We start from the raw sequence: 25,856 nt of genomic DNA, 5'->3' as shown, positions 1-25,856 counted from the left end.
TCGAGTCACAGTGACACTGCACACGGACAAGTTCGCCGCCTACCTGCGCATGCTGAAAGACCGCAGCGGGCTGGGCTATGAACGGCTCGGCAAGCAGGCCGGGGCCAGTGGCTCCAGCCTGCACCGGTACTGCTCCGGCAAGAGCGTCCCCGCCGACTACCGCGTCGTCCACTCGTTCGGCAAGGTCTGCGGCGCCTCCCCGGCGGAACTGCGGGAACTGCACCAGCTGTGGGCCCTGGCCGACGCCGGCCGCGTCGACGAAGCCGAGCAGGCCGGGACCGGTGAGGACGCCGCGCCGCCACGCCGGCGGCGCGCCTACGCCGCGATCGCCATCGCGGTCGTGGTGCTGCTGGCGGCCGGTCTGGTCTGGCTCACCGCCGACGCGTCCCCGCCGGCGCCCGGCCGGTACGCCGACCGGACGCTGTTCTCCCCGGGGTGCCAGCCGCCGGTCAGCATGGGGCAGCACGACGAATGCGTCACCGAGGTGCAGAACCTGCTGGTCGCGGCCCAGGGGCGGCTCTCGGTCGACGGCTCGTTCGGACCGGAGACGCTGCGCCGGGTCACCGCGTTCCAGGTGCTGGCGGGCCTGCCCGCCCGCGGGGTGGTCGACGAGGCCACCAAGACCGCGTTGTACGACCGCCGGACCAGCATGGCGACCTGGCCGGCGGCCATGGTGGAGCAGCGGGTCCGGGCCGTGTTCACCGAAGCGCCGGACACCGCGGTCGCCATCGCGCGCTGTGCCTCGTTCCTCGATCCGCTCTGGGTGCTGCCGAACACGAACGGCAGCCGCAATTGGGGCGTCTTCCAAATCTCCGACGTCCGCCTGCTGGAGCTGGGCGGCTCGCCGCGGCAGGCGTTCGACCCCGTCTGGAACATCGACGCGGCGCACCGCCTGTGGAGCGTGCGCCACGACTTCCACGACTGGCCGGCCTGTTCGGCGGCGCTGACGGACCCGAAGCCGCACTGAGCACGGCCGGGCGCCGGGAATCCCCAGGTCTCCCGGCGTCCGGCCGCCGGATCAGACGGTGCCGTTCTCCCACCACCACGACCGGCCGAGGTCGGCCCGGCTGTCGACGTGCTGGTGGTCGGTGTTGTAGGTCTCCAGTCCGGAGAACCCGCACGTCTCGGCCTTCTGGTAGACGGTCTTGTTGGCCACGCCCGGCACGTTCAGGTCGGCCGCGGTGCCGTACAGGTGCATGCTGTCGCTCGCGCCGCCGATCTCCGCGTTGTGCGCGATGCTGCGGAACCCGGAGTTCACCGTGATCGGCTTGTTCCCGAGCTTCTTGCGCAGCGCCTCCAGCTTGTACATGCAGCGCCGGGCGTTCTCCTTGGCGGTGGCCGCGCTGACCTTGCCGCCGTTGAAGGTGCCGCTGTCGCGGTCGGTGAACTCGCTGAAGTTGAAGTGGACGGTCGACCCGTCGCTCTGCTCCAGCGCGTTGAGCGCGGCCTGGGTGGCCGGACCGACCTGGGCGTCCGCGCCGAGGCCGTAGGCCGACTGGAACCGGCGGACGGCCGCCGCGGTGCCGGGCCCGAACTCGCCGTCGATCGAGACGCGGCTCTGGGCGGCGTGGTCGGCCGCCCAGCCGGCGACCCGGATCTGGAGCTCGGTGACGTCGGCGCCGGTGCTGCCCTCCTTCAGCGTGCGGGACCACGGGTAGGCCTGGGCGGTGCCGGTCAGCAGCAGCGGGCTCACGGCGGCGGCCGCGCCGAGCACCACCGCGCCGCGGAGCACCGAACGGCGGCTCATGGGAAGACTCATTCTCGTCCTTTCCTAGCGGGGATTCAGCGGTTGGCGAGCTGGTCGAGGTCGGCCTGGGTGCCGTTGAAGACGTCGCCGGTGGCCGGCGCGGGGATGCCGGCGGGGATGGCCGCGTCGGTGTACTGCCACATCAGCCAGGTCTTCGAGCCGGCGGGCAGGGCCGGCTGCGTGACGGACTGCCGGTAGTCCGCGAGCTGCATCGGGTAGGCCGAAAACGCCGTGGTGCCGCCCAGGCACGCGTCCAGGAACGACTTCTGGGTGTAGATGATCGGGGTCCGGCCGAACGCCGCCTGGACCTTGTCCAGCCACGCCTTGGCGTCGGCGACGGTGACGTGCGGCGGGCAGCCGCCGGAACCGTCGTCCTTCCACTCCAGGTCGAACACGGGCGGCAGGTCACCGGCGCGCTTGCCGGTGTACCCGGTGGCCTTCACGGCGGCGATGAACCGGTCGGCCTGCGCGCCGCCGGTGCCGGCCGTGGTGCCCGTGTAGAAGTGGTACGGCCCCACGGCCAGGCCGGCGTTGCGCGCGGCGGGCAGGTCGGTGGCCAGGTAGTCGTCGGTGACGTTGAGGCCGCGCGTCGCTTTGACGGTCGCGAACTCGACTCCGGACGCCTTGACCGCGGCCCAGTCGATCGGCGCGCCCCCGGGGTGCTGGTACTTGGCCGTGTCGACGCCGTCGATCGGGTGCCCGGCGGGCTTCGGCGGCGTGCAGTAGGTGTTGCGCCCGGACCAGTCGGTGACCTTCGCCCAGGTGGTGGGCCCGGCGATGCCGTCAGCACTGGCGTTGACGCAGTGCTGGAACTGGATCACCCGGGTGCGGGTGCCGTCGCCGAACTGCCCGTCGATCGTCAGCGGCTGGTAGTGCCCCGGCTCCATGGCGAGGTTGAGCCGGCACTGCAGTTCCTCGACGTCGGTGCCGCTGGAGCCGCTCTGCAGGGTCGGGCGGGCCGTGGACAGGCCGCACACGACGCTCTGCGCGGCGCCGGCGGTCCCCTGGGTGGCGCACTGGCGCGGCCTCGTGGCCCAGGAGTTGAGCGCGGCCCAGGTGTTCGGCCCGATCCGGCCGTCCACGCTCAGGGCGGCGCACTTCTGGAAGACGCGGACCCGCGCGTCGGTCGCCGGGCCGAAGGAGCCGTCCGCGCCGATGGGCGTGTACCGGCTCGCCTTGGTCGCCAGGTTCAGTTCGCACTGCGCCTCGGCGACCGCGGCGCCGGTCGCCCCTTGTTCCAGGGTGGGCCGGCTGGTGGTGTGCCCGCACACCGCAACGGGTTCGGCCGCGACCGCGGCTGCGGCGGGGACCACCAGCAGCACCGCGACGGCCAGAGCGAGTCTTTGCATGGCGAGAAGGCTGGCAGCGGCCGGGCCGCCGATCGCCCTCCGGCGGCCGACCCGGGACGCCGGGACGGTCCCACCCCGCCGGACCAGCGGGAACGCCACTCCCCTGGGACGCGGCGGGGACGCCGGGCCGGCTCAGCCCCGCGGCACGCCGAGGAGTCGACCGGCCGCCGCGACGCCTGCGTACTTCACCTCGGACTGCCGTCGCGGCGGTCCCCGAGTTCGGGGGCGACGGGCGCCCGGGCCGGCGCGGAAATCCTCGCCGGCCGCGTCGCCCGGGACACGCGACGCGGTCCCCGCCGGGCGGCGGGCCACCTGGCCTCCCGCCGCCGCGGCAAGCGACCCCCTCGGAGACGAACCCCGTCAACGCCCGTCGTTGAGCTCCCCGATGCTGCGGCGCACGGCGGCACGCAACGCCGGCTCGCGAGTGTCGGCGGCACTGGCCGTCGCCACGTGACCGCCGGTGACCGGGCCGGCCACCGGGAAGACGCGCTCCTCGCCGGGCAGGGGCACGCCCGGGCAGGTGACCGAGCCCGGCCGGGAGTTCGCCGTCAGGAAGACGTTGACCATGCCGTCGACGCACGGGTTGCCGCCCAGGGCGTACTGGCCGTGGAACGCGGCGTCGTCGACCGACACCAGCGGGACCCCGGCGGCGCGGACCGCCGAACGTGCCTGCTCGTACCCGGTCTGCGGGTCGAACTCACCCTGGACCACCAGCACGTTCGCCGCCGCCTCGGGCGGCAGCCCGGCCAGGGCCTGCCGAGGCCGGTCGGACCAGAACCCGCACGGCTCGGTCAGCCCGTAGGCCCAGCCGAAGATCGGGTACTGCGGGCCCTGCCGGTCGGACAGGCGCCGGTACCAGCCGGCCGACTTGGTCGGCTGGTCTCCGCACGCCACCGCGTAGCGCGTCCCGGAAACCTTGCGGTAGTCCGGTTCCGCCGCCGCCAGCCCGGCGGCGACGTCGGCGCTGGTCAGCTGGGCCAGGCGCTTGCCGAACACGGCCGTCGACCAGGTGTCCAGCTGCCCGGCGAGGGCGGCCGGGGGCTGGACCGGCTTGCCGTCCAGCTCCCCCGCGCCGGCGACGAGCACAGCGGCGACGAGGATCCAGCGGATTTCGTTGCCGTTGCCGACGAACAGGGCGTCGAACTGGTCCGGGGCGACGCCGTGCCCGGCGTAGAACCCGCGCAGCCGCTCGATCTTCTGCTTCACCTCGGCCGGCGAAGCACCCAGCTGATCGGGGAACTGCCGGGCCAGCCACGGGACGAAGACCTCGTCGGTCTGCCGCTGCCCGATCTTCGGGAACGCCTCGAAGTCGGCCTGGAGCCGGCCTTCGAAGTCGACGCTGGAGTCGAGCACCACCTTGCCCGCGCGGGCCGGGAACAACGACGCGTACTTGGCGCCGAGCCAGGTGCCGTAGGAGTACCCGAGGTAGTTCAGCTTCTCGTCCCCGAGCAGGGTCCGGATCAGGTCCATGTCGTGCGCGGTCTGCCACGTCGTGACGAACGGCGCGACCGCGTCGCTCTGGCAGGCTTCCGCGATCGCCCGCGGTGTCTTCTGGTGCTCGGCGATGCTCGCCGCCGAGCGGTCCCGCGCGTCGAGCGGCCCCTGCGGCAGCCGTCCCGCCGGGACCTGGCAGACGAACCCGGCGTCGGTGGTCCCTTCGTGCCCGGTGCCGCGCGGGTCCATGCCGATGATGTCGTACCGCTCGTTCACGCTCGGCTCGAGGCCGGCCAGCGCACCCGCGAGGGAACTGCCCTGCCCGCCGGGGCCACCCGGGTTCACCAGCAGTGCGCCGAGGCGCTCGCCCGTTGCCGCGACGCGGCTGACGGACACGCTCAGGTCCACTCCGGAATCCGGGTTCGCCCAGTCCCGCGGCACGGTGATCACCGCGCATTCGGCCGGCTTCGCCCCGGCGGTGACCGGGAACGGGCACGCTCCCCAGGTCACCTGCTGTTCGGTGTAGCGGTCCGGCGTGGCCGCGGCGGCGGTGCCCGCGGGAACCGCCGCCGCCAGCACGACGGTGACCAGAAACCGGCTCGCTGTCTTGTTTTTCACGTGACGCCCCTCGTCCGGGTGAATGATCAACCCGGAGTATGGCGCGCATTCCCGGCGCCGGGATCAACCAAAAGTACGAGGACCGGCCCGCACCACGAGGGTCCGCGCCACCAGGTCGCCGATCCGCTGCCGCCGCCGGGAAACCGCGATGCTGACGACGGCCACCAGCCCGAGCAGCAACCCGTCGACCGTCATCAGCAGCCACCGGATCACGTAGGCACGCGCCCTGGGCGGCCCGCCGCGCAGGGTTTCCACCCGCAGCCCCATGACGAGCATGCCCGGCGTGACCCCGCCGCGGCGCAACGGGATCCAGATCTGGATCACCGCGTCACAGGCGTAGTTCACCGCGAAGAACGTGATGACCGGACCCCACAGGATCACCTTCGGCGGCACCCACCCCCACTGCAGCAAGGGAATCACGACGAGGCCGGCCGCGAGCGCGGCGAACACCCCCACCCCGGTGGCGAGCGCCTGGTCCAGCCCCGCTTGCACCACCCGGCGTCCCGCCATCCGCAGCCGCTCCGGCAGTTCTCCGGGCGCGTCCCGCCCACCGGCCGAGGTCATCCCAGCAACCCGCGCTGCCACGCCCAGACGGCGATCTCCGTGCGGTTCCGGAGTTCGAGCTTGCGCTGCACGCTCGCCAGGTGCGTCTTGACCGTCGAGAGGGAGACGCGCAGGTCGTCGGCGATCTCCGCGTTGGTCCGGCCGCGGGCGACCGCGAGCACCACATCGGACTCGCGGTCGGTCAGCAGGCCCGGTGTCCCCTGCGCGCGCTGCCGCGCCTTCTCGGTGAACCGGGCCAGCAGGCGCACGGTCACCGACGGCGACACCATCGCCTCGCCGCCGGCCGCCGCGCGGACCGCGTCCACCAGCAGCTGCGGGCCGGCGTCCTTGAGCAGGAACCCGCTGGCGCCGCCGAGCAGGGCGGCGTAGACGTTTTCGTCCGCGTCGTAGGTCGTCACCACCACCACGCGCAGCGGTTGCGCGACGCCCGGCCCGGCCAGCAGTTCGGTGGCCCGCAGACCGTCCACTTTGGGCATCCGGATGTCCATCAGCGTGACGTCCGGCCGCAGCTGCCGCGCCAGCCGGACGGCGGTCTCCCCGTCGGCGGCTTCGGCGATCACCTCGATGTCCGGCGCGGCGTCCAGCACCAGCCGGAACCCGGTGCGCACCAGCACCTGGTCGTCGGCGACGAGCACCCGGATGGTCATCAGAGCCCCCTCGGCAAGGCGTCGAAGGGCGCGTCCTCGCCGGCGAGCGGGAGCCGCGCCACGACCCGCCAGCGCGCCCCGGGCTCCGGCCCCGCGGTCAGGCTGCCGCCGAGCATGGCCAGCCGCTCGGTCATGCCGATGATCCCGAACCCGCCGGGTGCGGCCCGGCCCGGCGCGGCGACCCCGTCGTTGCGCACCTCGAGCACGAGCTCGTCGCCCTCGACGCGAGCGGAGACGACCACCTCGGTCGCGGCCGGCGCGTGCCGGCGGGCGTTGGTCAGCGCTTCGGTCACGACGCGGTGGACGGTCGTGGCCACCTGGGCCGGCACCGGCAGCTGGTCCAGTTCTTCGGCGACGTCCACGCGAGCCGAGGAGCCGGCGGCCGCGCGCACCGCGTCGCCGAGCGCGGCACCGGACAGCAGGGGCACGTCGCGGGTGTCCCGCAGCATCCCGACCAGCCGGCGCGCGGCGGCCAGTGCCGCACCGCCGGCTTCCTCGATCTCGCGGTAGACCGCCGCGTGCCCGCCGACGTCCGCGTTCGCCTCGGCGATCGCCCGGGCGGCCTGCACGCGGACGACGATCCCGCTGACGTGGTGGGACACCAGGTCGTGCAGTTCCCTGGCCAGCTGCAGGCGTTCCTGGCCGCGCACCCGGTCCAGCGCGGCCCGCTGCCGGGCGTCGGCCGCCCGCAGGATCAACCCGACGCCGAGGCAGGCGCCCCAGTACGCCGCGGCCGCCACCGCCAGCAGCGTCTCCGGCTCGCCGGCGCCGTAGCGGAGCAGCGGTGCGGCGATCATCACCGCCCCGAGGGCCGGCGCCAGCGCGGCCGCGTGCCTCGGTTCGAGCTTGCGGCCGGCGGCGGCCGTGAGCAGCCCGGCGGCCACGATCTCGGCGAACGGCGGCTGGCTCCGGGCGTGCGCGGTGACCACCACGACCGTGCTGAGCGCCGACAGCGCGGCGACGACGCTCCCCAGCACGCCGACGTGGCGGGGGAAGCGCCGCCGCAGCACGGCCAGCACCGGGATGGCCGTCCCCGTGGAAGCCAGGAGCCCGGTGAGCGGCGCCGCCCAGCCCCCGCTGCCGCCGGGGACGCGCAGCACCAGCACCACGTCGGCGACGATCGCCGCGACCAGCACGGCGAGCTCGGTGCCGAGCATGCCGCGCCGGGCCCGTGCCCCCGCTCTGCGCATGGCCGTCATGATCTCGCGCCCCGGCTCAGCCCGCGCGCCGAACCCCGGCGAGGTAGCGGTTGGACGGCGTCAGGTAGCTGAGCACCGTCGCGACGACGGCCACCCCGCAGCTCAGGTAGCCCGCCCACGACGGTTCGGTGGTGAGCAGCGACGCCGCCTGCAGCAGGGTGAAGACGGTCAGCGTGACGCGCGCCCAGTTGCGGCCGGCCTTGAGCTTGAAGGACAGCCACAGGTAGACCAGCGCGATGACCACGGCGATGGCGACCGGAACGGCCTGCGCGACCAGCGTGAGCCGGTCGAGCTGCTCCGGCGCCAGCGTGGGGTTGGTCCGCCGCAGAGCCGCCGCGATCTCGTCGCGCGCGCTGAGGACGAGCAGCCCGCCGGCGATCGCGGACACGGTGGACACCAGGAAGCCGAAGAAGGCGGCGATGATCGTGCTGGGCGGGTTTTCCCGCGCGGTTTCGGTAGTCATACCGGGAAGCTAGGACGCACCGCGCCCCGATACCGGCTGAGGCGAGCCCGTCTCGTACTTTCGGCCGAGGCACTCGTCCGCTCCGCCCGACCGGCCACGTTCCGCGAGACTGCAGTGCGACTGCAGTGCCCGCTGCCAGGCTCCCCGGCGACAGCAGGTCGATCTTGACGAGGGGACACGCACGATGACGGGCAAGACGTGGATCAGGGGAATCGCGGTGGCCGTGGCCGCGGCGGCGTTGCCGGTGGTTCTGGCCGGCCAGGCCGGCGCGACGACGACCGCGTTCCCCAACGACTCGTGGGACATCAGCAACGACGTCTCCCCGCTCGGGCTGAGTTCCGGCGGGGTCATCTGGAGCAATCGGAGCGCCGTCCTGCAGGGCAGCGTGCAGGATTTCGGCGGCAACTTCGCCACCAGGGTCTACTTCACCGCGTACGCCGGTGACACGAAGGTCGACGGCGACGGGCGCACCGCGGGCCCCGGCAAGACGGTGCCGTTCAACTTCTCCGTCGGCGATCCCGACCGGGTCGGCGGGTTCGACCGCCTCTCCATCCAGGTGTGCGAGCTCGGCGCGGACGGGCCGCAACTCTGCAGCCCCGGCGTCAACCTGCACCGGGACGACCTGGGCGAACGCCGGGTCTGGCGCCCGTAGCCTGCGCCCACCCGGTGTACCGAGCCGAGCGAAGGAAGAAATCGCCATGAAAACCCGGACCATTCTCGCCGGCGCGCTGCTGAGCGCCGCGGCCGTGGTGACGACCGCGGCGCCCGCCAGCGCGGCGACGAACCCGTACACCGCGGCCGAAGTCTGCGGCAGCGGCTACCGCGTCATCTCCTCGAAGCCGGCCAAAACCGACGCCGGACGCGAGTACGGCGGTGTCTACCTGCTCTACAAGTCCGGCGGCTACAACTGCGTCGTGACCATCAAGTGGACGTCCATCGGGGTGGCCAGCGACACGATGGCCGCGCTGTACCGGGATTCCGAGGACCACAGCCGGAACCTGATCGACCAGGGGAACTTCAAGTACTACGCGGTCGTGCGCGGCTACGCGCCCGACTGCATCAGCTACGCGGGCTGGGTCGGCGACGCCGTCGCCACCAGCGGGTGGGGTTGGTGCGACTGAACGCTCACGCGGCAGATTCGCCGTCATGAGCGATCCGAATCCCCGGTACGAAGGCCGCCGGGTGCTGAGGGTCTTGGGGGTCGGTGCGGCCGGGGCCGTTCTCGCTGCCTGCGGGAGCGGGTCCGGCGGCGCACCGCCCGGCTCCGGCGCCGGAAACTGAAAGTTTCAGCGGGAAAAGCCTCCTCCGCGGCAGTTGTGTTAGCGTTCACATTCCACCGTCACTGCCGATGGGGGTTTCCGTTGCCGCACGCGCAAGCACGCCGAACCAAGCGCTCACCGGGTCCTTTGTGGACGGTCTGCGCACTGATCGCCGCCCTCTTCTCCCTCGCGACGCCGTCGAGCGCCGCCGCCGCGCCGGCGCCGATCACCAAGCCGCCGATGGGCTGGAACTCCTGGAACTCCTTCGCCGGGGCGATCGACCACACCGTCATCGAGCAGCAGGCGGACGCGCTCGTGTCCTCCGGCATGAAGGACGCGGGCTACGAGTACGTCAACATCGACGACGGCTGGTGGACCGGCAGCCGCGACGCGAGCGGCAACATCACCGTCGACACCGCCAAGTGGCCCGGCGGGATGTCCGCCATCACCGCCTACATCCACAGCAAGGGCCTGAAGGCGGGCATCTACACCGACGCCGGCCGCAACGGCTGCGGCTACTACTACCCCACCGGACACCCCGCCTACCCCGGCACCGGCGCCGAAGGCCACTACGACCAGGACTTCCTCCAGTTCTCCCGCTGGGGCTTCGACTACGTGAAGGTGGACTGGTGCGGCGGCAACGCCGAAGGGCTCAACGCCCGCACCGCCTACACCCAGATCAGCGACTCCATCTCGCGCGCCACCGCCCAGACCGGGCGCCCGATGACCTTCTCCGTCTGCGAATGGGGCGGCAACCAGCCCTGGAACTGGGCGCCCGGCATCGCCAACCTGTGGCGGACCAGCGGCGACATCATCTACTGGGGCGAGCGCCCGTCGATGTCGAAGATGCTGGCCAACTTCGACGCCGCACAGCACCCGAGCGCGCAGAGTCCCGGCCACTACAACGATCCCGACATGCTCATCGCCGGCCTGCCCGGCTTCTCCGACGCGCAGAACCGCACCCACCTGAGCCTGTGGGCGATCTCCGGCGCGCCGCTGATCGCGGGCAACAAGCCCAGCGACATGAGCGCGGCCACCCGCGCGACGCTGACCAACCGCGAGATGATCGCCATCGACCAGGACTCGCTCGGCCGGCAGGGCACCAAGGTCGCCGAGGACGCCTCGGGCCTGCAGGTCTACCAGAAGGTGCTGTCCGGCACCGGCCGCCGGGCCGTCGTCCTGCTCAACCGCACCGGCTCGGCCGCCACCATCACCGCCCGGTGGTCGGCACTGGGCCTGTCGGGCTCGGCGGTCGTCCGCGACGTCTGGGCCGGCACCGACCGCGGCACCTTCACTTCGAGCTACGCCACCACCGTCGGCGCCGGCGAAGCGGCCCTGCTCACCGTCACCGGCACCGACGGCACACCCCCGGCGGGCGGCGGGCCGATCACCGGCAAGCAGTCCGGCCGCTGCCTCGACGTGCCCAACGCGACCACCGCCAACGGCACCCAGCTGCAACTGCTGGACTGCCAGGGCGGCCCGGGCCAGACCTGGACCCGGACGGCGAGCCGCCAGCTGACGGTCTACGGCAACAAGTGCCTCGACGCATCCGGCCAGGGCACCGCCAACGGGACGGCCGTGGTCATCTGGGACTGCAACGGCCAGGCCAACCAGCAGTGGACGGTCAACGCGAACGGCACGATCACCGGCGTCCAGTCCAACCTCTGCCTGGACGCCAGCGGCCAGGGCACCGCGAACGGCACCAAGGTCCTCCTCTGGGCGTGCAACGGCCAGGCGAACCAGCAGTGGACCGCGCCCACGGCGTGAGCGTCACCACTGAACCGGCTCGGACACAGCACTCCGCACGAGAACCTCCGTCCGCCACGGCACCGGGGACACGGAACCCCGGTGCCGGGCGGCGCCCGGCCTCCTCCCTAGCCACCTTCCTCATCGCCACCGACGACCGCCAGGTCCTCCAACGTCCACGGCAGACTTGGCTTGCCCTCGACCGTCACGCCGTACATACGCAGCTCGTCGAGAGTGGTGGTATCACCATTGGCCTTCAAGATCCGCTCGACCTTGTCCCAGACATCGGCCCGCCCACGGCAGAAGGCGACGAGATAGTGGTCCAGCGCCTTGTCGTACCGGTTCTGCCGCACCTGCCGGTCGGCCAGGATGACTCGAGCGTCCACGTTCCCCGACGTCCAGTTCGGACTCGATCATCGCGAGCGCTTCGTCGAAGTGCTTCTCCCTGATCAACGCGACCAGCAGCCGCGGATCCGTCCGGCGCAGCAGTCCCGTCGACTGCACCTCCCGCAGCAGCACCAACGCTTCGGACGTGCGATCGAACTCGAGCAGCAACTCCGCGGCTTGCAGCCGTGCGGCGGGGTAGCCGTGGCAAGCCGCCTGCTCGAACCAGTACACCGCACCACCGAACTCCCGCAAGGGCATCTCCCCCAGGAATTTCGCGGTGTTGGTGGATTCCTGCAACGACGCGTTCGCCGCCGCGGCTCTTCTCGCGGCCAATGCGAATCCCTCGGCCAGCCACTTCATCGCCGTGCCCGGGTCCGCTCCGTGGCGAGCCGAATACGCCTCGAGCGCGGCTACGGCGGCATCACCACCCAAGAAGTCCGCCACCGGCAGTGCCGTGTCCGGGTGAGCCGAATCCACTACACCGAGGTACCACCGCACCGCCTCGTGAATCGTCTCCGGCCTGTCGGGACGACACAGTGCGACGGCGATCCGAGCCGCCGCCTGCGGCGATCCCGCACCGCGGGCCCGCCGGTAGTAGTCGGCAACGGCAGCCACCTCAAAGAGGAACGCGGCTTGTTCCGCGGCCGACACCCACGACTCGTCGTGTCCGCGTGCTGCGGCCTCGGCGTAGCATTCCATCGCTCGACGGCGAAGGCCGCGCTCCACATGAACTTTGGCGACTTCGGCGAGCGCCTGCGGTCCACCTTGGCGGGCAGCATGCGGGGCGTGCGCCAGTGCCGTATCGCTGAGGCCGGCGCGCGCGTACATCCTGGCTGCGTGGATGCGCGCACCCGCGACGTTCAGCTCGATCGCTCGGTCGCACCAGCGCAGCGCCTCCTCGATCTCACCACGGCCGAGCAGCAGATCCGCCCCGACCAGGTAGGCATCGGCATCGCCGGCTTGCGCGTGCTCCCACAGCCACCGGACAGCCCGTGCTTCGTCGACGTATTCGGTAACGAGCTCAGCGATTCCGGGCAAGGTGTTCAACCCTGTCGCCTACCTCAGCACGCTGAGGAAGCTGCTTCATGCCCGCCCAGGCGAAGAGCCCGGCGGCGACCGCCATGGCCCCGCACAGCGGCCAGATGCCGCTGCCGAGCCGAGTCCAGGCGAACACCCCGAACGCAACTGCGCATCATGTCGGCGAGTTCGCGGCGCGCGCGGCCGAGGTTGCGCCGTCACGCACAAGCTTGAAAAACTGCGCCGCTTCGCGAAGGAGGCCCCGGCGCCGGCACTCGCGCCCCATCGGGATCAAGCTGCTCGGTGCCGAAAACGCGAACAGTGCGGACCACAGATGCCGGGCCGGTAGTGCATGCTTTCCCGCCTCGGTGACGAACTCGCACTCCAGGTAGTCGTTGAGCCGGTACATCTGCTCCGTCACGCTCGCGTCGGAGCCATCGCCGGAGCGCGCCAGGAGCATCCCGGTGTCGCCGACTCCACAGGCCGTCAGCTGGTCGATCGCCTCCTCGAACCAGCTCTCGCTCAGCCGGGCCCGCTCCCACGCCGGCAGGTACTCCGCGGCTCCGGCTTTCACCAGCTGAGCCCGCATCCACGGGCCGTGGCCGATGATCCTGGCGTCGATGAGGCACTGCATGATCGCTCTGGCGGCCGGGCTGGCCATCGAGAACCGAACGGCCCGGCCACACCGCCGACTTCCTCATCAGCGCGCGCCGGCAGCGCGCCGGCCGTCGCGTCGTCCACCGAGTCCGACGCTTCACAAGGGATGAAGAGCGTCCTCGGCACGCAACCGCGGCTTCAGCACGTCGTCGCGCATCGGGTGCTGACCGGGCGGCGCGGTCCCTCAGGAACCCCCGCCGACCTGGGCTGCGCAGTGGACGTCACGCGCGGGCCGCTCCCCCGTCGCCAGGAAGTTCGTCACCGCTGTGTTCGCACACTGGTTCAGACCCAGGTACACGCCGTGGCCGCCCTGGTCGGCCGTCACCATCCGGGCGCGCTCGCCGAATGCCTTGCGCAGCTTGAGGGCGTTCACCGACGGCGTTGCCGGGTCGCGGTCGTTCTGCACCATCAGGACGTTCGACGGGCCGTGGCCGGTGATTCGCACCGGCTGCTCCTTCGGGGGTGCCCAGTAGGCGCACGCCGAGATGTTCGCCGTGGCCGCTCCGAGCAAGGGGTAGCGGATGCGGTCGACCGCCACGTTGACCTGGTACGTCGCCACCGATCGCGGCCACGGCGAATCGCCGCAGATCACTGCGAAGCGGGAGGCGAAGAGGTTCTCGACCGAGCCCCACACGGGCGCCGGTTTCGGTGGCCGGCCCTGGTCGAGGGCCTGCCAGTCCGCGGCCAGCGGGGTCAGGTCCGTCGCGTACAGGCCGCTGAACGTCAAGCCGCGGAAGACCGAGCCCGTCACCTCCGCCACCGGGGTGCGGTCCAAGCGCGCCGCCAGCTCGTGGAACTTGGCCGTCACCTCCGCCGGCGTGCGGCCGAGGCCGTACTCCGGGTGCGCCGCGGCGAACTTCGCGAAGTCCGGGAAGCGGTCTTCCATGCCCCGGGCGAACGCGCGCATCGCCGTGATGTCGTAGCCGTCCGGGCCGAGATTGCTGTCCAGCACGATGCGGTCGCTGCGGCCCGGGAACATCGTCGTGTACACCGCGCCCAGGTACGTGCCGTAGGACGCGCCGAGGTAGGACAGCCTGGACTCGCCGAGCGCGGCCCGGATGCGGTCCATGTCCCGCGCGGTGTTCGCGGTGGTGACGTGGGGCAGCATCGGGCCGGTGGCGGCGTCCCGGCACTGCTGTGCCTCGGTTTTCGCCAGCTTCGCCTGCTTCACGACGTCGGCCGGGCCGTCGGCGTAGGGCAGGTTGCCGACCGCCAGCTGCTCCGGCGTCAGGTCGCACGTCACCGGCGTGCTGCGCCCGACGCCCCGCGGGTCGAACCCGATGACGTCGTAGGCGTCCAGCACGCTCTCCGGCAGCTTCAGGTACTTCAGCAGCTGCGGGTAGTCCAGGCCCTCGCCGCCGGGGCCGCCCGGGTTGGTGAACAGCACGCCGCGGCGCTTTTCCGGGTGCTTGCTCGGCATGCGCGACACGGCGAGGTCGATCGTGCGGCCGCCCGGGTCGCCGTAGTCCAGCGGCACCTTCATCGTCGTGCACTGCAGGTCCGGGACCGGGAAGGCGCCGGCCGGGCACGGTCCCCAGGCCGGGCCGGTCGCGGCGGACGCCGGGGCCACGGCCGTCGCGCCGAGCAGGGCGACCGCGGTGGTGAGCAGGGTCTTGCGCAACATCGGTGTTCCTTTCGTCCGGCCGCGGTTCAGCGGCGCGGTTCCCAGCGGAAGAGCCGCGCGGCCAGCGCGACGGCGACGACGACCCAGGCGAGCGTCGGCGCGAAGAGCACGAGCGAATCGGCGAGCGGGACGCCGCCGTTCCAGGCGTTCAGCACCAGCTCGGTCGCCGAGCCACCGGGCAGCAGGCGCTTGAGCAACGTCAGGTCGCCGGTGCCGGTGAGGCCGACCCAGCCCGACACGGCGAGCACGCCGATGCTGATCGGCAACGTCGTGACCTGCGCGTGCTCGGGCGAGTTCGTCAGCCCCGCCGTGGCCAGACCCAGCGCCAGCATCATGACCACGGTGGCCACCACGGCGGCGGTCAGCAGCAGCGGGTTCGCCGGCTTCCCGGCGACCCCGGCCAGCACGCCGAGGATGACCGCGATCTGCAGCACGGAAAGCGCGGTGATCGGCAGCAGCAGTCCGCCGAGGATGCCGGCGTCCCCCGCCGCGGTGGAGCGCAATCGCTTGAGGAACAGGTTCTGGCGGCGGGAGGCCAGCGTGGTCACCGACGTCGTGTAAAGGCCGATCCCGGCGACGAAGAACAGCGCCAGCGTCGCGATGTAGCCGATGCTGCCCCCCTCGGTGAACAGGTCGCGCTTGGCGACGAAGAACGCGCTCAGCGCGGCCGGCAGCACCAGGGCGGTGACCAGCACCAGGCGGTTGCGGAAGATCTGGATCAGCTCGCCGCGAGCGATCGTGAGCATGGGAATCCTTCTCTCAGGAGTGTTCGATGGCGCGGAAGACGTCGTCGAGCCGGGTCGGCCCGGCCGCCAGGTCCTGCAGTTCGACGGCGTGGTCCTCGGCCCAGCCGAGCAGCGTGTGCAGGTCCTTCTGGAGGCCGAAGGTCTCGACGAGGAACTTGCCGTCGCCGCCCCGCGAAGCCAGCAGCGGCGGCGCCGGCGCGTGCGGCGGCAGTCCGAAGTGGATGGTCGCGGGCAGGGTCCGGGTCAGCTCGGCGACCGTGCCCTCGCGGTGGAAGGCACCCTGGTGCATCAGGCCGATGCGGTCGGCGCGCTGCTGGGCTTCCTCGAGGTAGTGAGTCGTCAGCACGACGGTCGAGCCGTCCTCGCGCAGCCGGTCCACCGCGTCCCAGAGCGCGTCGCGGGACTGGATGTCCAGGCCGGTGGTCGGTTCGTCGAGGAAAACCAGCTCGGGGGTGCCGTACACGGCGGTGGCGAAGTCCAGCCGCCGCTTCTCGCCGCCCGAGAGCTGCCCCACCTTGGTCCCGGCCTTGCCGGTGAGGCCGACGACGCCGAGCACGCGCCCGACGTCGTCGGTGCGTTCGGTGAGCCGCCCGACCAGGCCGACGGTCTCGCGCACCGTCAGGTCCGGCGAGAACCCGCTCTCCTGCAGCATGATCCCCATCCGCGGGCGGACGGCGGCGCGGTCGCGGGGGTCCTTTCCGAACACCCGCACGGCACCCGAGGTCGGCGTGCGGTGCCCTTCGACCGTTTCCAGGGTCGAGGTCTTCCCGGCGCCGTTGGTGCCGAGCAAGGCGTACAGCTCTCCGCGTTCCACTTGGAACGAAAGGTCCTTCACGGCGGGGAAGCCGCCGTAGGTGAGGGTGAGACGATCGACGTCGATGACCGGTGTCGTGGACATGCCGCCATTCCAGCGCCGATCGCGGCGGGGCGGCAGTGCGCTCGCGTCACCACCGCACCGTGACATTCCGGCCCCGGAAGCATGACGTGGCGTCACTGGTGGGGCCCCGGGCGGTGCGGCATGCTGGCGGGTACCGCGCCGACCCCGGAGGACCATGACCGAGACCCGCCGGAGGTGGTCCGGCGGAGCCGTGCAGGACCGGCTGCGCCGGCTCAACCTCCTCACGACGGTGCCGCCGCTGGCCTTCGTCGGCGTGCTGCTGCTGGGACTCACCGCCCGGTCGTGGTGGCACGCCGGCATCCAGGTCGTCGGGCTCGTCGCGGCGCTGGCGACGGCCGAACGCTGGACGGCGGGCGACTACCTGCGCGTCGCGCGGCCGAGCCTGGCCGTCACCTCGGTCGTCTGGCTGGCCGGGGCACTGACGGACGACACCGGCGCGTTCTTCGGCGTGTCCATCGTCGGGTCGTTCCTCGTCCCCCCGCTGCGCCGGCACCGGCTCGCGGCCCTCTTCGGGGTCGCCGCGCTGGTCGCGGTCCTGGGCCTGCCCAACCTGCTCGTGCACCCCGGTGACACCGGGCCGCGGCTGGTGCAGTTCGTGGCCGTCCCGGCGATCGCCGTGCTGATCTCCACCGGGTTCATGTTCGCCACCCAGCGGCTGTTCGACCTGGTCGCCGAGCTGGAGCAGTCCCGCGAGCGGGAGGCGGAACTGGCCGTCGCCCGGGAGCGCGTCCGCTTCGCGAGCGACCTGCACGACATCCAGGGGCACACGCTGCACGTGGTGAAGCTCAAGGTGGCGCTGGCGGAGAAGCTCCTGGACGCCGACCCGGACCGCGCGCGGGAGGAGCTGCGCGAGGTGCACACGCTCGTCGGCGACACAATCGTCCAGACCAAGGAGCTCGCCTACGCCCAGCGGCGGCTCAACCTGTCGGCGGAGCTGGAGAACGCGAAGAACCTGTTCGAGGCAGCGGGCATCCACGTGCGCCTCGAACGGGAAGCCGAGCCGGACACGCGCGTCGGCGAGCTGCTCGGTCAGGTGCTGCGCGAGACGACGACGAACATCCTGCGTCACGCCGAGGCCCGGCACGTGCGGATCACGCTCGGCCGCACCGGGATCGCCATCGTCAACGACGGCGCGGGCGAGCCCGGCCCGCTCGGCGGGCTTTCGGCGTTGCGGCACCGGCTGGCGGAGAACGGAGGCGAGCTCGAGGTGTCGCACGAGGACGGCCGGTTCCTGACGGCGGTGGCGTTCCCGGAGCTCGGCGGAGCCGTCCGATGACGACCGTGGTGCTCGCCGACGACGAAGTCCTGCTGCGCAAGGCGCTGGCGGCGCTGCTGCCGCTGGAGGGCGGGATCACCGTGCTCGCCGAAGCCGAAGACGGCGAGCAGGCGGTGGCGGCCACCCTGCGGCACCGCCCCGACGTGCTCGTCATCGACCTCGAAATGCCGGCGGTGGACGGTCTCGGCGCGGTCGCGGAAATCCGGCGGGCCCGCCCGGAGCAGGTCGTCCTCATGCTGACCCGGCACGCCCGCCCCGGCGTCCTGCGGAAGGCGCTGAAGCTGGGCGTCCAGGGGTTCGTCAGCAAGGCCGCGGAACCCGCGCACATCACCGCGGTGATCCAGACCCTGCACGCGGGCAAGCGCTGGATCGACCCCGACGTCTCGGCGCTCGCCGTCGTCGACGACTGCCCGCTGACCGAACGCGAGCTCGACGTCCTGCGCGCGACGCGCGAGGGGTATTCGGTGGCCGAGATCGCGGGCCGGCTGCACCTGGCCGAGGGCACGGTGCGCAACTACTTGTCCAACGCGATGCAGAAGACCCAGACCCGCACCCGCCACGAAGCGGCCCGCTACGCCCACGAGCACGACTGGCTGTGACCGCCGCGGCCGTCACCGGGTCGCGGACGTCGCCGGAGCGAGGGCCCGGCTTCGCCCGGCCGGTCGCGGGCGCGCCCACGGGGTGCGGCCCCAGGGCTTGGCCACCGACAACCACGTCATGAACAAGAACGCCAGGATGTTGAGCCCGGCCCCGTAGGCCAGCCGGCCCGCCACCGGGCTCTCGATCCCGGAACCGGCCGCCGCGATGCTCTGCTCGACCCAGACCCCGAGACCGAACGTGCTGTAGCCGATCACCGCCACCGTGAGGACCAGCTTCACCAGCACCCACCAGAACCGCGTGACCCCCCATTTCGTCACCAGGCCGAGCAGCACGCCTCCGGCCAGTGTGGCGAACGCGGCCGGGATGACCACGAAGTCGTCGATCCGCTCGATCAGCACGTACGACACCCGCCGCACGGCCGCGTCTCCGGTGTAGCCGGCCGTCATCGCGAGCACGACGTTCGCCGCGCCCGCCCCCATCCAGCCGACCGACACCGCCACGTGCAGGAACACCAGCACCTGCCGGAAGCGCTTGCCCACCGTCCACCGCGTCACCCGTCCATCGTGACCGCCGGGACGCCCGGCCGCAGCGCCGGCGAGCAACGATTCCTCAGCTCGTCACGAGGTGCGGCAGCGGGCGCTCGGTGGCCGCGACGCTCGTCACCTTCGCGACGAGCGGGGCGAACGGCCGCGAGGTGAGGACCTTGTCGGCCATCCGGCGCAGCCGCACCCCGAACCGGGTCCGCGGGTACGCGAACGGCACGATCCAGCGCGGCAGCGTCTGGACGTCGTCGACGAGCGGCCGCATCCACTCCTCGTAGGCCACGAGCGCCGGTTCGAGGTCGCCGCCTTCCGCGGCGGCCAGCGACGCGGCGAGGACGTAGCCGCTGACGAGCGCGAGTGACGCACCGCCCCCGCCCATCGGGGTGACGCACCAGGCCGCGTCGCCGGCCAGGCAGACCCGCCCGCGATGCCAGGCCGGCATGCGGATCTGGGTGAGGTTGTCGATGTAGACGTCCTCGGCGGTGTCGAAGGCGTCCAGCACTCGCGGTGCTTCCCAGCCGGCGTCGGCGAAGCGGGCACGGACGCGGCTGAGCGCGCCGGCCCGGTCCAGGCGCGTCAGGTCTTCGGCGCGGGAGAAGGACAGGATGGCCCGCGTGGTGCCGTGGTTGTCCGGCCGCAGGTGCACCTGGCGGCCGCCCACGGCGGTGTACCAGCGCCAGCGGTCGTCGTCGCCGGTGACCCGCGGGATCGTGCCGAACACCATCGCGATCCCGAGGTCCCGGCGTTCGACGCGGTCGCCGAAGAGCCGGTCGCGGGTCGAGGACCGGACGCCTTCGGCGATGACCAGGAGGTCGGCTCGCAGCGTCCGGCCCGACGTGGTGGTCACCGAGACCGCGGCGGCGTCCTCGCCGACCTCGGTGATCGATTCGCCGTAACCGATGTCGACGCCGTCGGGCAGGTGTTCGAGGATCGTCCGGGCGAAATCGCCGCGCAGGACTTCGAGCTCGGCGGTCGCGCCGTCCGGGCCGCCGGTGGGCAGTTCGCCCAGCACCCGCCCGGCGGCGTCGACGAAGACGGTGCCGGTTTCGGTGGTGTTCCGGGCCTTGATCGCCTCCGTCAGGCCCATGCGTGCCAGGACTTCGCGGCCGGCGCCCCGGACGTCCACGTTCTGCCCGCCGTCGCGGAACGCCCCGGCTCGTTCCAGCACGGTCACCTCCCACCCGGTCCGCCGCAGCCAGAAGGCCGCCGACAGACCGGCGATGCTCGCCCCGGAGACCACCGCGTGTCGTGTGCTCATCTCACTCCCGATCAAGGTAGCTTTACTCTGAAGCTACTTCATGGTGAAGGGATCTGCATGGCCACGCCGGATCCGCTGACCGCCGACTGGACCTCGGCCCAGGTCGGCGTGATGCACTCGCTGCGGGACTGGGCAGTCGGCTTCGCCGAGCTCACCCAGCACCTCGCGGCCTGGATGGGCTTGCCGGGGTCGGACGCCAACGCCCTGAGTCAGATCACCTGGGCCGCCGAGACGGGCACCCCGCTGTCCCCCGTGCAGCTGGCCCGGCGGATCGGCATGACGACGGGTGCGACCACGGCCCTGGTGAACCGGCTCGAGGCGGCCGGCCACCTCCGGCGCAGCCGCGAAAGCACCGATCGCCGCCGGGTGACGTTGCGCCCGTCCCCCGCCGCCCGCGAGCGTGCCCGCGAGTTCCTCGCCTTCGCCGGCGTGGAGGTCGCGGCCGTCCTGCAGGCCGCCGACCCGGACGAGCTCCGGATCGTCACCGCGTTCCTGTCCCGGATCACGACGGCTTCGGCCCAGGCGAACCACCGCCTGGGCGGCTCGTCCGGGCGGCGTCATCCGACGGGCGGCCAGGAGCCGCTGGCTCGGTGACACCGGTTTCTTCGCCGAAGCGGCGAGCTATCCGTCTTCGCGCGGGCGGCGCAGCCCGTCCAGCACGAGGGTGATGACACCGTCGGCCTCGGTCCGCCAGCCGGGGCGGTCGTGGGCCGCGCCGATGCCGTGCAGGGCCATCAGCACGGCGCCGGCGTCGACGTCGTCGCGGACGGTGCCGTCCCGCACCGCGGCGGCCACCAGGTCGACGACCGCCTCTTCGAGCGCGCGGCCGCCTTCGGCGAGGGCACCCGATCGGTCGGCCCACAGCGTGGCCAGCGTTCGGGCGAGGCCCGCGTGGGCAGCGATGTGATCGACCATGGTGCGCAGGAAGGTCGCCAGCGCCTCGGCCGGGGGCAGGGTGGCCTGCAACCGGCGGGCGCGCTCGCAAAGCATGGCGACTTCCCCGCGGTAGACCGCCTCGGCCAGCGCCTCCCGGGTGGGGAAGTGCCGGTACAGCGTGCCGGTGCCCACGCCGGCCAGCCGGGCGAAGTCGTCGAAGCGCAGGTCGAAGAAGCCTCCGGCGTCGAAGACTTCCCGAGCCTTGGCGAGCAGGGCCTCGCGCTTGCGCTGGGCGTCGGCCCGCAGCGGCTTGTCGGCAGTCACGCGCTCCCCCGCCGTAGCAACTGGAGATGATCTCCACATCGATGCTACCGCACGAGGTGACCGGGGCGGGTCAAGCCCTTCCGCGCGCGAAGTCGCCGGCCGCGCGGCGGACCCGGGTGGCGGCCTGGGCCAGGCGGACGGCGAACGCGTCGTCCGCCTGGGCCCGGGCGGCGATGGCGGCGGCCAGCTCGGCGACTTCGGGGCCGCCGGGGAGCAGGAGGAGGTCCGCGCCCGCGGCGAGCGCCGCCAGCACCGTCTCGCGCACCGGACGGCCCTTGGTCGTGGCCGGGGTGTCCAGGTCGTCGCTGACGACCAGGCCGGTGAAGCCGAGGTCGCGGCGCAGCACCGCCACCGTCGCCGCCGAGGTCGACGCGGGTTCGGCCGGGTCGATCGCCGGCACCACCACCGGGCCGGTCATGATCGCGCCCACGCCGGCCGCCACCACCCGGCGGAACGGGGTCAGGTTCGCCGGGACGGGCTCTTCCAGCGCCGTGTCGTGCAGGGCCGGGTCCAGGGCGAGCTCGGGGTGGCCGGGGAAGTGCTTCGCCACCGCCAGCACGCCGGCGCTCTGGACGCCCGTCACGAACGCGGCTCCGATGCGCCCGACCTCGTCGTGGCCGAAGGGCAGCGTGCGGCCGGTCAGCCACGGGTTCGGGCCGGAGAGGACGTCGAGCACCGGGGAGAGGAACACGCTGACCCCGAGCGCGCGGGCGGCCCGCGCGACGGCGGCCGCGGCCGCGGCGATCTCCTCGTCGGGCAGCCCGGCCAGGGTGCCGGCGTCCGGGAAGACGGGCACCAGGTCGTGCAGCCGGGCGATCCCCCACGGCTCCTGGTCGACCGCGAACAGCAGCGGCTCCCCGGCGATGTCGTCCAGGTCGGCGGCGAACGCCGCGAAGTCCGCGGCCGACTCGACGGCCCGCCGCTCGGGGGTCATCGCGCGGGCGACGTACTCCTCGCGGGTCTCCCCGATCAGGACCGCCCGCGTACCCCGTCCCACCAGGTCGCGAAGCCACGGTTCGGGCTTCAGCGCACCGGCGACCGGCAGCAGGACGGCATGCGCGTCGCGTTCGAACTCGGTCACGTCCGGCCTCTTCCCGACTTCACTGCGTGGTTGGTTATACGATTAAATTTGAACGGAGAGCAGGATCCGCTGTCAAGCGGTCGTGCGTCACCGGACTCGATCGAGGAGACTGCCGATGGTCACGATGAAGGACGTCGCCCGGGCCGCGGGGGTCTCGCAGGCCGCGGTGTCCTACGCCTACGGCCGGCCCGAGAAGCTCTCGACGGCCCAGCGCGAGTCGATCCTGGCGGCCGCCGCCCGGCTCGGGTACGCCGGGCCCGACGCCGTCGGCGCCAGTCTCCGCTCCGGCCGCAGCGGCGCGATCGGCGTGATGCTGATGGACACCCTCGAGTACGCCTTCACCGACCCCTCCACCCGGTGCCTGCTCGAAGGCATCGTGCGGACGCGCCGCTTCGACGACCTGGGCCTCACGCTCCTGCCGCTCCCCCACGACGGCGGCGGCCAGGCGGCGTTGCGCGGCCTGGTGGACGGGGTGATCGTGCACAGCCTGCCCGACGACCACCCCGCGCTGCTGACCCTCCGGTCGCGCGGCCTCCCGATCGTGGTCGTCGACGCCCCGCGGCTGCCGGACGTCCCGCTCGTCGGCATCCCCGACCGCGCGGCCGCCCGCACCCAGGTCGAGCACCTGCTCGAGCTGGGCCACCGCCGGCTCGGGATCATCGCCGAACGCCTGGTGCCCGACGGCTTCCGCGGGATGGTCGACGCGAGCCGCCGCGCCGCCTGCACCGAACGCGTGGTGCGCGAACGGCTCACCGGCTACCAGGAGGCCGCCGAAGCCGCCGGCCTGGACTTCGAGGGGCTGCCGTTGATGGAGGCCGGCGGCTTCGACCGCACCGCGGGCGTCCCGGCGGCGCACGGCCTCCTGGCCGGCCACGACGTGACGGCGGTGGTGGCCACGTCGGACACGATGGCCATCGCCGTGCTCGAAGCGGCGGCCGAGCGCGGGTTGCGGGTACCCGAGGACGTGTCGGTGGTCGGCTTCGACGACGCGCCGGAGGCCGGATCCCGCGGCCTGACCACCATCCGGCAGCCGATGGTCCGAAAAGGACAGTCGGCCGCCGAGCTGTTGTTCGCCCTGCTGCGCGGCGATCCGAAGCCGGACGACGTGTCCCTGCCCACCGAACTGGTGCGGCGGCGCACCACGGGCCCGCCGGGCCCCAGGCGGCCGTAGCGGGCGGCGCCCCGGCGGGCTAGTTTGGTCGTCGCGATGGTTGAGCACACAGCCGTCTTCCGCAGCGACCCGGGGAGATCGGCATGAGCAGTGACCAGGACTGGCAGCGCGACAAACAGGCGTTCGTCTCCGACCTCCTCGCGCCCGGGCCCCTGGCCCGGCAGTTCGCCGAGCTGACGCGCACCCTGCTCACCGCCCCGACCGTCGAGGACGTCCTGCAGCGCGTGCTCGAAGCCACCACGGCGATGGTCCCGGACGCCGACCTCGCCAGCTTCACGCTCCTCGACGCCGACGGCGGCTTCCACACCCCCGCCGAGACCGACGAGGTCGCCACCGAACTCGACCGGCTGCAGTACCGGTTCCGGGAAGGCCCCTGCGTCGAAGCCGCCGAGCCCGGCGGCCCGGCCGTCGCGATCGCCCCCGACCTCACGGCCGAACCGCGCTGGCCCCGCTGGGCGCCGGCCGCCACGGAACTCGGGATGGGGTCCGTGCTGTCCACCGCCCTCATCAGCGGGCCCCCGGCCGGCGAGTCGAGCGGCGCGCTCAACGTCTACTCCCGCGACCGCCACGGGCTCGACGCCGCCGACCGCGACGTCCTGCTGCTGCTCGCCACCCACGCCTCCCTCGCCCTGGCCGCCACCGACGCCGTGACCCGAGCCGAGCTGCAGGCGGCCCACCTACGCAGAGCCATCGACAGCCGGGACGTGATCGGCCAGGCCAAGGGCATCATCATGGCGCGCCGGGGCGTCTCCGCGGACGACGCGTTCGACGTCCTGCGCCGCACGTCCCAGGACCTCAACGTCAAGCTCGCCGACCTGGCCCGCACGCTCGCCGACCGGCACACCGAGATCGACCTGCCCACCGGCTGAACTCTCCGGCGGGCGGGTTGATCGCCGCGGCCAGCGGGTAGTCCCTGCCCCACACGGACTCGTCTCGACCGACAGGAAGGGCCTCGATGCCTACCGAGCAGCTGGACGACTCGTTGCGGGTGATCGCGCTGGAGGTCGCCGACGACCTCGCCGAGCTGGCGAGGGTGCGTGCCTGGGCCGACCGGTTGCTGCAGGACCTGCCCGAGGACCAGCGCGTCGACGCCCTCATGGTGGTCGACGAGCTGGCCTCGAACGCCCTCCGGCACGGGTCGCCGCCCCGTCAGGTCCGGCTGCTGCGCAAGCGGAACTGGCTCTCGGTGGAGGTCGACGACACCTGCCTCGATCCGGTCTGCCCGCAGCCGCCCTCCGCGGGCGGCGGGCACGGGCTCAAGCTGGTGGCCGGGATGAGCGTGTCCTGGGGTCAGTCGCAGCGGCCCACCGGCAAGACCGTGTGGGCCGAGATCGACCTCACCCCACCGCGCTGAACCGCCACCGGCGAAGGAGCGCCCTCACCAGGCCGCCCCCGGGCGATGGGTCCCGGCGCTCCACTCCTTGCCCTCCGGGTCGAGCACGCGGGCGCGGCGCGTCCCCCACTCGGTGTCCTCCGGCGCGATCACCGCCCGCGCGCCCGCCGCGACGGCGCTGCCGAACCAGCCGTCCACCGATTCGGGCCGGTCGAACCCCAGGTAGAGCCCGTCCCCGGTGCTGCGGCCGAGCAACCGCGGCCGGTCGTAGTCCGCGTCGGCGGTGGCGATCATCAGCACGACCGTTCCGAACCGGACCTCCGCGTGGACGACGCCGCCGCCGGCACCGTCCACACGGGACACGACCGCGAACCCCGTCGCGGTCAGCCAGCCGAGGGCCGCGGCCGCGTCCCGGTAGCTGAGGTACGCGTGCAGACCCGGTGCGTCCATGGTGCCCTTCCCTTCCGATCACTTGCGGATCATCGGGTTCCCGTAGCCGATGACCAGTCCCGTGGTGAACGCGCTGACGCCGAACGTCTTGTTCAGCAGCGCCGCGGCCGGTGCCGTCAACGCCAAGGTGACCCCGGCGGGGGTCGCCGCGCCGACGGTGAACAGGTCGGCGCGGGTCCCGAAGTCGATCCGGCCGCTCACCACACCGCGCCCGAGATCGATGGTGTAGCCGGTCAGGTAAAGGCATTTGCCGCCCGCGCGCAGCAGCAGCCCGCCGAGGTGCTCGATGGTGCCGTCCTGGGGGTTGCCGACGATGGTGAACCCGAAGACCGTCTGGCCGCCCGGGTGGCTCACCCGGGCCAGGACCGGCGAAACCTTGACCCCCAGCGAAGTGAGCGCCTTCGCGGCCGCCGGATCGAGCGTCAGGTCGGTCCGGCCTTTCCCGAAGGGGTACGGGTGGTGGTGCGAGACGCCGTGGGCCGGTTGCGCCGCCTGAGCGGGCGCGGCGGCCACGCCGGCCAGGGCCGCCGCGGCCACGATGGACATCCCGAGCATCCGAACGCGCATGATGACTCCGTTCCCGATGAGGA

Annotated in this window: 28 protein-coding genes; 10 read left to right on the top strand and 18 right to left on the bottom strand. The window is 72.7% G+C overall.

Annotated features, from left to right (window positions below):
• Nucleotides 1–10 precede the first annotated feature (10 nt).
• Nucleotides 11–967 carry a helix-turn-helix domain-containing protein gene (locus ACWEF6_RS00370; protein ID WP_449680873.1) on the top strand — a complete coding sequence of 319 codons (957 nt, stop codon included), beginning with the start codon at nt 11–13 and terminating at the stop codon, nt 965–967.
• 51 nt (nt 968–1,018) lie between these two features.
• Here the strand turns inward: ACWEF6_RS00370 and ACWEF6_RS00365 are convergent, their stop codons facing one another.
• The 7 genes from ACWEF6_RS00365 to ACWEF6_RS00335 all read right to left on the bottom strand — a co-directional run bounded on the left by ACWEF6_RS00365 (nt 1,019) and on the right by ACWEF6_RS00335 (nt 8,021).
• Nucleotides 1,019–1,747 carry a D-Ala-D-Ala carboxypeptidase family metallohydrolase gene (locus tag ACWEF6_RS00365; protein ID WP_449680872.1) on the bottom strand — a complete coding sequence of 243 codons (729 nt, stop codon included), beginning with the start codon at nt 1,745–1,747 and terminating at the stop codon, nt 1,019–1,021.
• A gap of 35 nt (nt 1,748–1,782) precedes the next feature.
• On the bottom strand, nt 1,783–3,096 hold the full coding sequence (locus ACWEF6_RS00360; protein ID WP_449680871.1) for a GH25 family lysozyme: 1,314 nt from the start codon (nt 3,094–3,096) through the stop codon (nt 1,783–1,785).
• Nucleotides 3,097–3,456: 360 nt separating this feature from the next.
• Nucleotides 3,457–5,148 (bottom strand): alpha/beta fold hydrolase, encoded by a 1,692-nt coding sequence (locus ACWEF6_RS00355; RefSeq protein ID WP_449680870.1) that lies wholly within the window; start codon nt 5,146–5,148, stop codon nt 3,457–3,459.
• A 63-nt stretch (nt 5,149–5,211) separates the two neighbouring features.
• Nucleotides 5,212–5,712 carry an RDD family protein gene (locus ACWEF6_RS00350; RefSeq protein ID WP_449680869.1) on the bottom strand — a complete coding sequence of 167 codons (501 nt, stop codon included), beginning with the start codon at nt 5,710–5,712 and terminating at the stop codon, nt 5,212–5,214.
• A complete protein-coding gene (locus ACWEF6_RS00345; protein WP_310970117.1) occupies nt 5,709–6,359 on the bottom strand; it encodes a response regulator transcription factor in 651 nt (216 codons plus the stop codon). Before ACWEF6_RS00345 ends, ACWEF6_RS00350 begins: the two co-directional genes overlap by 4 nt.
• Entirely contained in the window at nt 6,359–7,549 is a 1,191-nt protein-coding gene (locus ACWEF6_RS00340) for a sensor histidine kinase (protein ID WP_449680868.1), read from the bottom strand. The genes ACWEF6_RS00345 and ACWEF6_RS00340 overlap by 1 nt, the downstream gene beginning before the upstream one ends.
• 25 nt (nt 7,550–7,574) lie before the next feature.
• The gene (locus ACWEF6_RS00335) at nt 7,575–8,021 is read right to left on the bottom strand and encodes a hypothetical protein (protein ID WP_449680867.1); all 447 of its coding nucleotides are present in this window, start codon (nt 8,019–8,021) and stop codon (nt 7,575–7,577) included.
• Between the two features lie 184 nt (nt 8,022–8,205).
• On the opposite strand from ACWEF6_RS00335, the gene ACWEF6_RS00330 reads away from it, so the two are divergent.
• The 3 genes from ACWEF6_RS00330 to ACWEF6_RS00320 all read left to right on the top strand — a co-directional run bounded on the left by ACWEF6_RS00330 (nt 8,206) and on the right by ACWEF6_RS00320 (nt 11,047).
• The gene (locus ACWEF6_RS00330; protein WP_449680866.1) at nt 8,206–8,673 is read left to right on the top strand and encodes a hypothetical protein; all 468 of its coding nucleotides are present in this window, start codon (nt 8,206–8,208) and stop codon (nt 8,671–8,673) included.
• 46 nt (nt 8,674–8,719) lie between these two features.
• Complete coding sequence (locus ACWEF6_RS00325; protein WP_449680865.1) at nt 8,720–9,142, top strand: hypothetical protein; 423 nt, start codon at nt 8,720–8,722, stop codon at nt 9,140–9,142.
• 285 nt (nt 9,143–9,427) lie between these two features.
• Nucleotides 9,428–11,047 carry a glycoside hydrolase family 27 protein gene (locus ACWEF6_RS00320; RefSeq protein WP_449680864.1) on the top strand — a complete coding sequence of 540 codons (1,620 nt, stop codon included), beginning with the start codon at nt 9,428–9,430 and terminating at the stop codon, nt 11,045–11,047.
• 222 nt (nt 11,048–11,269) lie between these two features.
• On the opposite strand, the gene ACWEF6_RS00315 is transcribed toward ACWEF6_RS00320, so the two are convergent.
• From ACWEF6_RS00315 to ACWEF6_RS00295, 5 genes are all read right to left on the bottom strand, one after another.
• A complete protein-coding gene (locus ACWEF6_RS00315; RefSeq protein WP_449680863.1) occupies nt 11,270–12,460 on the bottom strand; it encodes a tetratricopeptide repeat protein in 1,191 nt (396 codons plus the stop codon).
• A gap of 145 nt (nt 12,461–12,605) precedes the next feature.
• Nucleotides 12,606–13,091: a hypothetical protein gene (locus ACWEF6_RS00310; RefSeq protein WP_449680862.1), complete on the bottom strand. Its 486-nt coding sequence runs from the start codon at nt 13,089–13,091 to the stop codon at nt 12,606–12,608.
• A gap of 180 nt (nt 13,092–13,271) precedes the next feature.
• On the bottom strand, nt 13,272–14,708 hold the full coding sequence (locus ACWEF6_RS00305) for an alpha/beta hydrolase (protein WP_449681027.1): 1,437 nt from the start codon (nt 14,706–14,708) through the stop codon (nt 13,272–13,274).
• A 29-nt stretch (nt 14,709–14,737) separates the two neighbouring features.
• A complete protein-coding gene (locus ACWEF6_RS00300) occupies nt 14,738–15,457 on the bottom strand; it encodes an ABC transporter permease (RefSeq protein ID WP_449680861.1) in 720 nt (239 codons plus the stop codon).
• 13 nt (nt 15,458–15,470) lie between these two features.
• Entirely contained in the window at nt 15,471–16,355 is an 885-nt protein-coding gene (locus ACWEF6_RS00295; protein WP_449680860.1) for an ABC transporter ATP-binding protein, read from the bottom strand.
• A gap of 154 nt (nt 16,356–16,509) precedes the next feature.
• Between ACWEF6_RS00295 and ACWEF6_RS00290 the strand changes: the two genes are divergently transcribed.
• Entirely contained in the window at nt 16,510–17,631 is a 1,122-nt protein-coding gene (locus ACWEF6_RS00290) for a sensor histidine kinase (protein ID WP_449680859.1), read from the top strand.
• Nucleotides 17,628–18,230 carry a response regulator gene (locus ACWEF6_RS00285; protein WP_449680858.1) on the top strand — a complete coding sequence of 201 codons (603 nt, stop codon included), beginning with the start codon at nt 17,628–17,630 and terminating at the stop codon, nt 18,228–18,230. The genes ACWEF6_RS00290 and ACWEF6_RS00285 overlap by 4 nt, the downstream gene beginning before the upstream one ends.
• Nucleotides 18,231–18,242: 12 nt before the next feature.
• Here the strand turns inward: ACWEF6_RS00285 and ACWEF6_RS00280 are convergent, their stop codons facing one another.
• Together ACWEF6_RS00280 and ACWEF6_RS00275 are read right to left on the bottom strand one after the other, a co-directional pair.
• On the bottom strand, nt 18,243–18,785 hold the full coding sequence (locus ACWEF6_RS00280; RefSeq protein WP_449680857.1) for a hypothetical protein: 543 nt from the start codon (nt 18,783–18,785) through the stop codon (nt 18,243–18,245).
• A gap of 55 nt (nt 18,786–18,840) precedes the next feature.
• A complete protein-coding gene (locus ACWEF6_RS00275; protein WP_449680856.1) occupies nt 18,841–20,031 on the bottom strand; it encodes an FAD-dependent monooxygenase in 1,191 nt (396 codons plus the stop codon).
• 57 nt (nt 20,032–20,088) lie between these two features.
• Here ACWEF6_RS00275 and ACWEF6_RS00270 point away from each other — a divergent pair, with 57 nt between their 5' ends.
• On the top strand, nt 20,089–20,625 hold the full coding sequence (locus ACWEF6_RS00270) for a MarR family winged helix-turn-helix transcriptional regulator (RefSeq protein ID WP_449680855.1): 537 nt from the start codon (nt 20,089–20,091) through the stop codon (nt 20,623–20,625).
• A 27-nt stretch (nt 20,626–20,652) separates the two neighbouring features.
• Here ACWEF6_RS00270 and ACWEF6_RS00265 read toward each other — a convergent pair whose 3' ends face one another.
• A complete protein-coding gene (locus ACWEF6_RS00265) occupies nt 20,653–21,231 on the bottom strand; it encodes a TetR/AcrR family transcriptional regulator (RefSeq protein ID WP_449680854.1) in 579 nt (192 codons plus the stop codon).
• 70 nt (nt 21,232–21,301) lie between these two features.
• Nucleotides 21,302–22,312, bottom strand: a complete 1,011-nt coding sequence (locus tag ACWEF6_RS00260) for a glycoside hydrolase family 3 N-terminal domain-containing protein (RefSeq protein ID WP_449680853.1) — start codon at nt 22,310–22,312, stop codon at nt 21,302–21,304.
• Nucleotides 22,313–22,427: 115 nt separating this feature from the next.
• Here ACWEF6_RS00260 and ACWEF6_RS00255 point away from each other — a divergent pair, with 115 nt between their 5' ends.
• The 3 genes from ACWEF6_RS00255 to ACWEF6_RS00245 all read left to right on the top strand — a co-directional run bounded on the left by ACWEF6_RS00255 (nt 22,428) and on the right by ACWEF6_RS00245 (nt 24,837).
• Entirely contained in the window at nt 22,428–23,483 is a 1,056-nt protein-coding gene (locus ACWEF6_RS00255; protein WP_449680852.1) for a LacI family DNA-binding transcriptional regulator, read from the top strand.
• A gap of 83 nt (nt 23,484–23,566) precedes the next feature.
• Nucleotides 23,567–24,352, top strand: a complete 786-nt coding sequence (locus ACWEF6_RS00250) for a GAF and ANTAR domain-containing protein (protein WP_449680851.1) — start codon at nt 23,567–23,569, stop codon at nt 24,350–24,352.
• 86 nt (nt 24,353–24,438) lie between these two features.
• Nucleotides 24,439–24,837 (top strand): ATP-binding protein, encoded by a 399-nt coding sequence (locus tag ACWEF6_RS00245; RefSeq protein WP_449680850.1) that lies wholly within the window; start codon nt 24,439–24,441, stop codon nt 24,835–24,837.
• A 24-nt stretch (nt 24,838–24,861) separates the two neighbouring features.
• Here the strand turns inward: ACWEF6_RS00245 and ACWEF6_RS00240 are convergent, their stop codons facing one another.
• Nucleotides 24,862–25,266 carry a VOC family protein gene (locus ACWEF6_RS00240; protein WP_449680849.1) on the bottom strand — a complete coding sequence of 135 codons (405 nt, stop codon included), beginning with the start codon at nt 25,264–25,266 and terminating at the stop codon, nt 24,862–24,864.
• A gap of 18 nt (nt 25,267–25,284) precedes the next feature.
• Complete coding sequence (locus tag ACWEF6_RS00235; protein ID WP_449680848.1) at nt 25,285–25,833, bottom strand: hypothetical protein; 549 nt, start codon at nt 25,831–25,833, stop codon at nt 25,285–25,287.
• Nucleotides 25,834–25,856: the final 23 nt, after the last annotated feature.

It is taken from the genome of Amycolatopsis sp. NPDC004772, assembly GCF_053601215.1.
Note: the sequence above shows the minus strand (reverse complement) of the source record. Positions and strands in the feature narration are given on the sequence as shown.

Coding starts and splice junctions, on each gene's coding strand:
- ACWEF6_RS00300 (WP_449680861.1), bottom strand. CDS start 15,457: ATGCTCACGATCGCTCGCGGCGAGCTGATCCAGATCTTCCGCAACCGC.
- ACWEF6_RS00255 (WP_449680852.1), top strand. CDS start 22,428: ATGGTCACGATGAAGGACGTCGCCCGGGCCGCGGGGGTCTCGCAGGCC.
- ACWEF6_RS00345 (WP_310970117.1), bottom strand. CDS start 6,359: ATGACCATCCGGGTGCTCGTCGCCGACGACCAGGTGCTGGTGCGCACC.
- ACWEF6_RS00335 (WP_449680867.1), bottom strand. CDS start 8,021: ATGACTACCGAAACCGCGCGGGAAAACCCGCCCAGCACGATCATCGCC.
- ACWEF6_RS00350 (WP_449680869.1), bottom strand. CDS start 5,712: ATGACCTCGGCCGGTGGGCGGGACGCGCCCGGAGAACTGCCGGAGCGG.
- ACWEF6_RS00240 (WP_449680849.1), bottom strand. CDS start 25,266: ATGGACGCACCGGGTCTGCACGCGTACCTCAGCTACCGGGACGCGGCC.
- ACWEF6_RS00295 (WP_449680860.1), bottom strand. CDS start 16,355: ATGTCCACGACACCGGTCATCGACGTCGATCGTCTCACCCTCACCTAC.
- ACWEF6_RS00330 (WP_449680866.1), top strand. CDS start 8,206: ATGACGGGCAAGACGTGGATCAGGGGAATCGCGGTGGCCGTGGCCGCG.
- ACWEF6_RS00270 (WP_449680855.1), top strand. CDS start 20,089: ATGGCCACGCCGGATCCGCTGACCGCCGACTGGACCTCGGCCCAGGTC.
- ACWEF6_RS00250 (WP_449680851.1), top strand. CDS start 23,567: ATGAGCAGTGACCAGGACTGGCAGCGCGACAAACAGGCGTTCGTCTCC.
- ACWEF6_RS00245 (WP_449680850.1), top strand. CDS start 24,439: ATGCCTACCGAGCAGCTGGACGACTCGTTGCGGGTGATCGCGCTGGAG.
- ACWEF6_RS00325 (WP_449680865.1), top strand. CDS start 8,720: ATGAAAACCCGGACCATTCTCGCCGGCGCGCTGCTGAGCGCCGCGGCC.
- ACWEF6_RS00290 (WP_449680859.1), top strand. CDS start 16,510: ATGACCGAGACCCGCCGGAGGTGGTCCGGCGGAGCCGTGCAGGACCGG.
- ACWEF6_RS00360 (WP_449680871.1), bottom strand. CDS start 3,096: ATGCAAAGACTCGCTCTGGCCGTCGCGGTGCTGCTGGTGGTCCCCGCC.
- ACWEF6_RS00275 (WP_449680856.1), bottom strand. CDS start 20,031: ATGAGCACACGACACGCGGTGGTCTCCGGGGCGAGCATCGCCGGTCTG.
- ACWEF6_RS00340 (WP_449680868.1), bottom strand. CDS start 7,549: ATGCGCAGAGCGGGGGCACGGGCCCGGCGCGGCATGCTCGGCACCGAG.
- ACWEF6_RS00235 (WP_449680848.1), bottom strand. CDS start 25,833: ATGCGCGTTCGGATGCTCGGGATGTCCATCGTGGCCGCGGCGGCCCTG.
- ACWEF6_RS00365 (WP_449680872.1), bottom strand. CDS start 1,747: ATGAGCCGCCGTTCGGTGCTCCGCGGCGCGGTGGTGCTCGGCGCGGCC.
- ACWEF6_RS00285 (WP_449680858.1), top strand. CDS start 17,628: ATGACGACCGTGGTGCTCGCCGACGACGAAGTCCTGCTGCGCAAGGCG.
- ACWEF6_RS00310 (WP_449680862.1), bottom strand. CDS start 13,091: ATGGCCAGCCCGGCCGCCAGAGCGATCATGCAGTGCCTCATCGACGCC.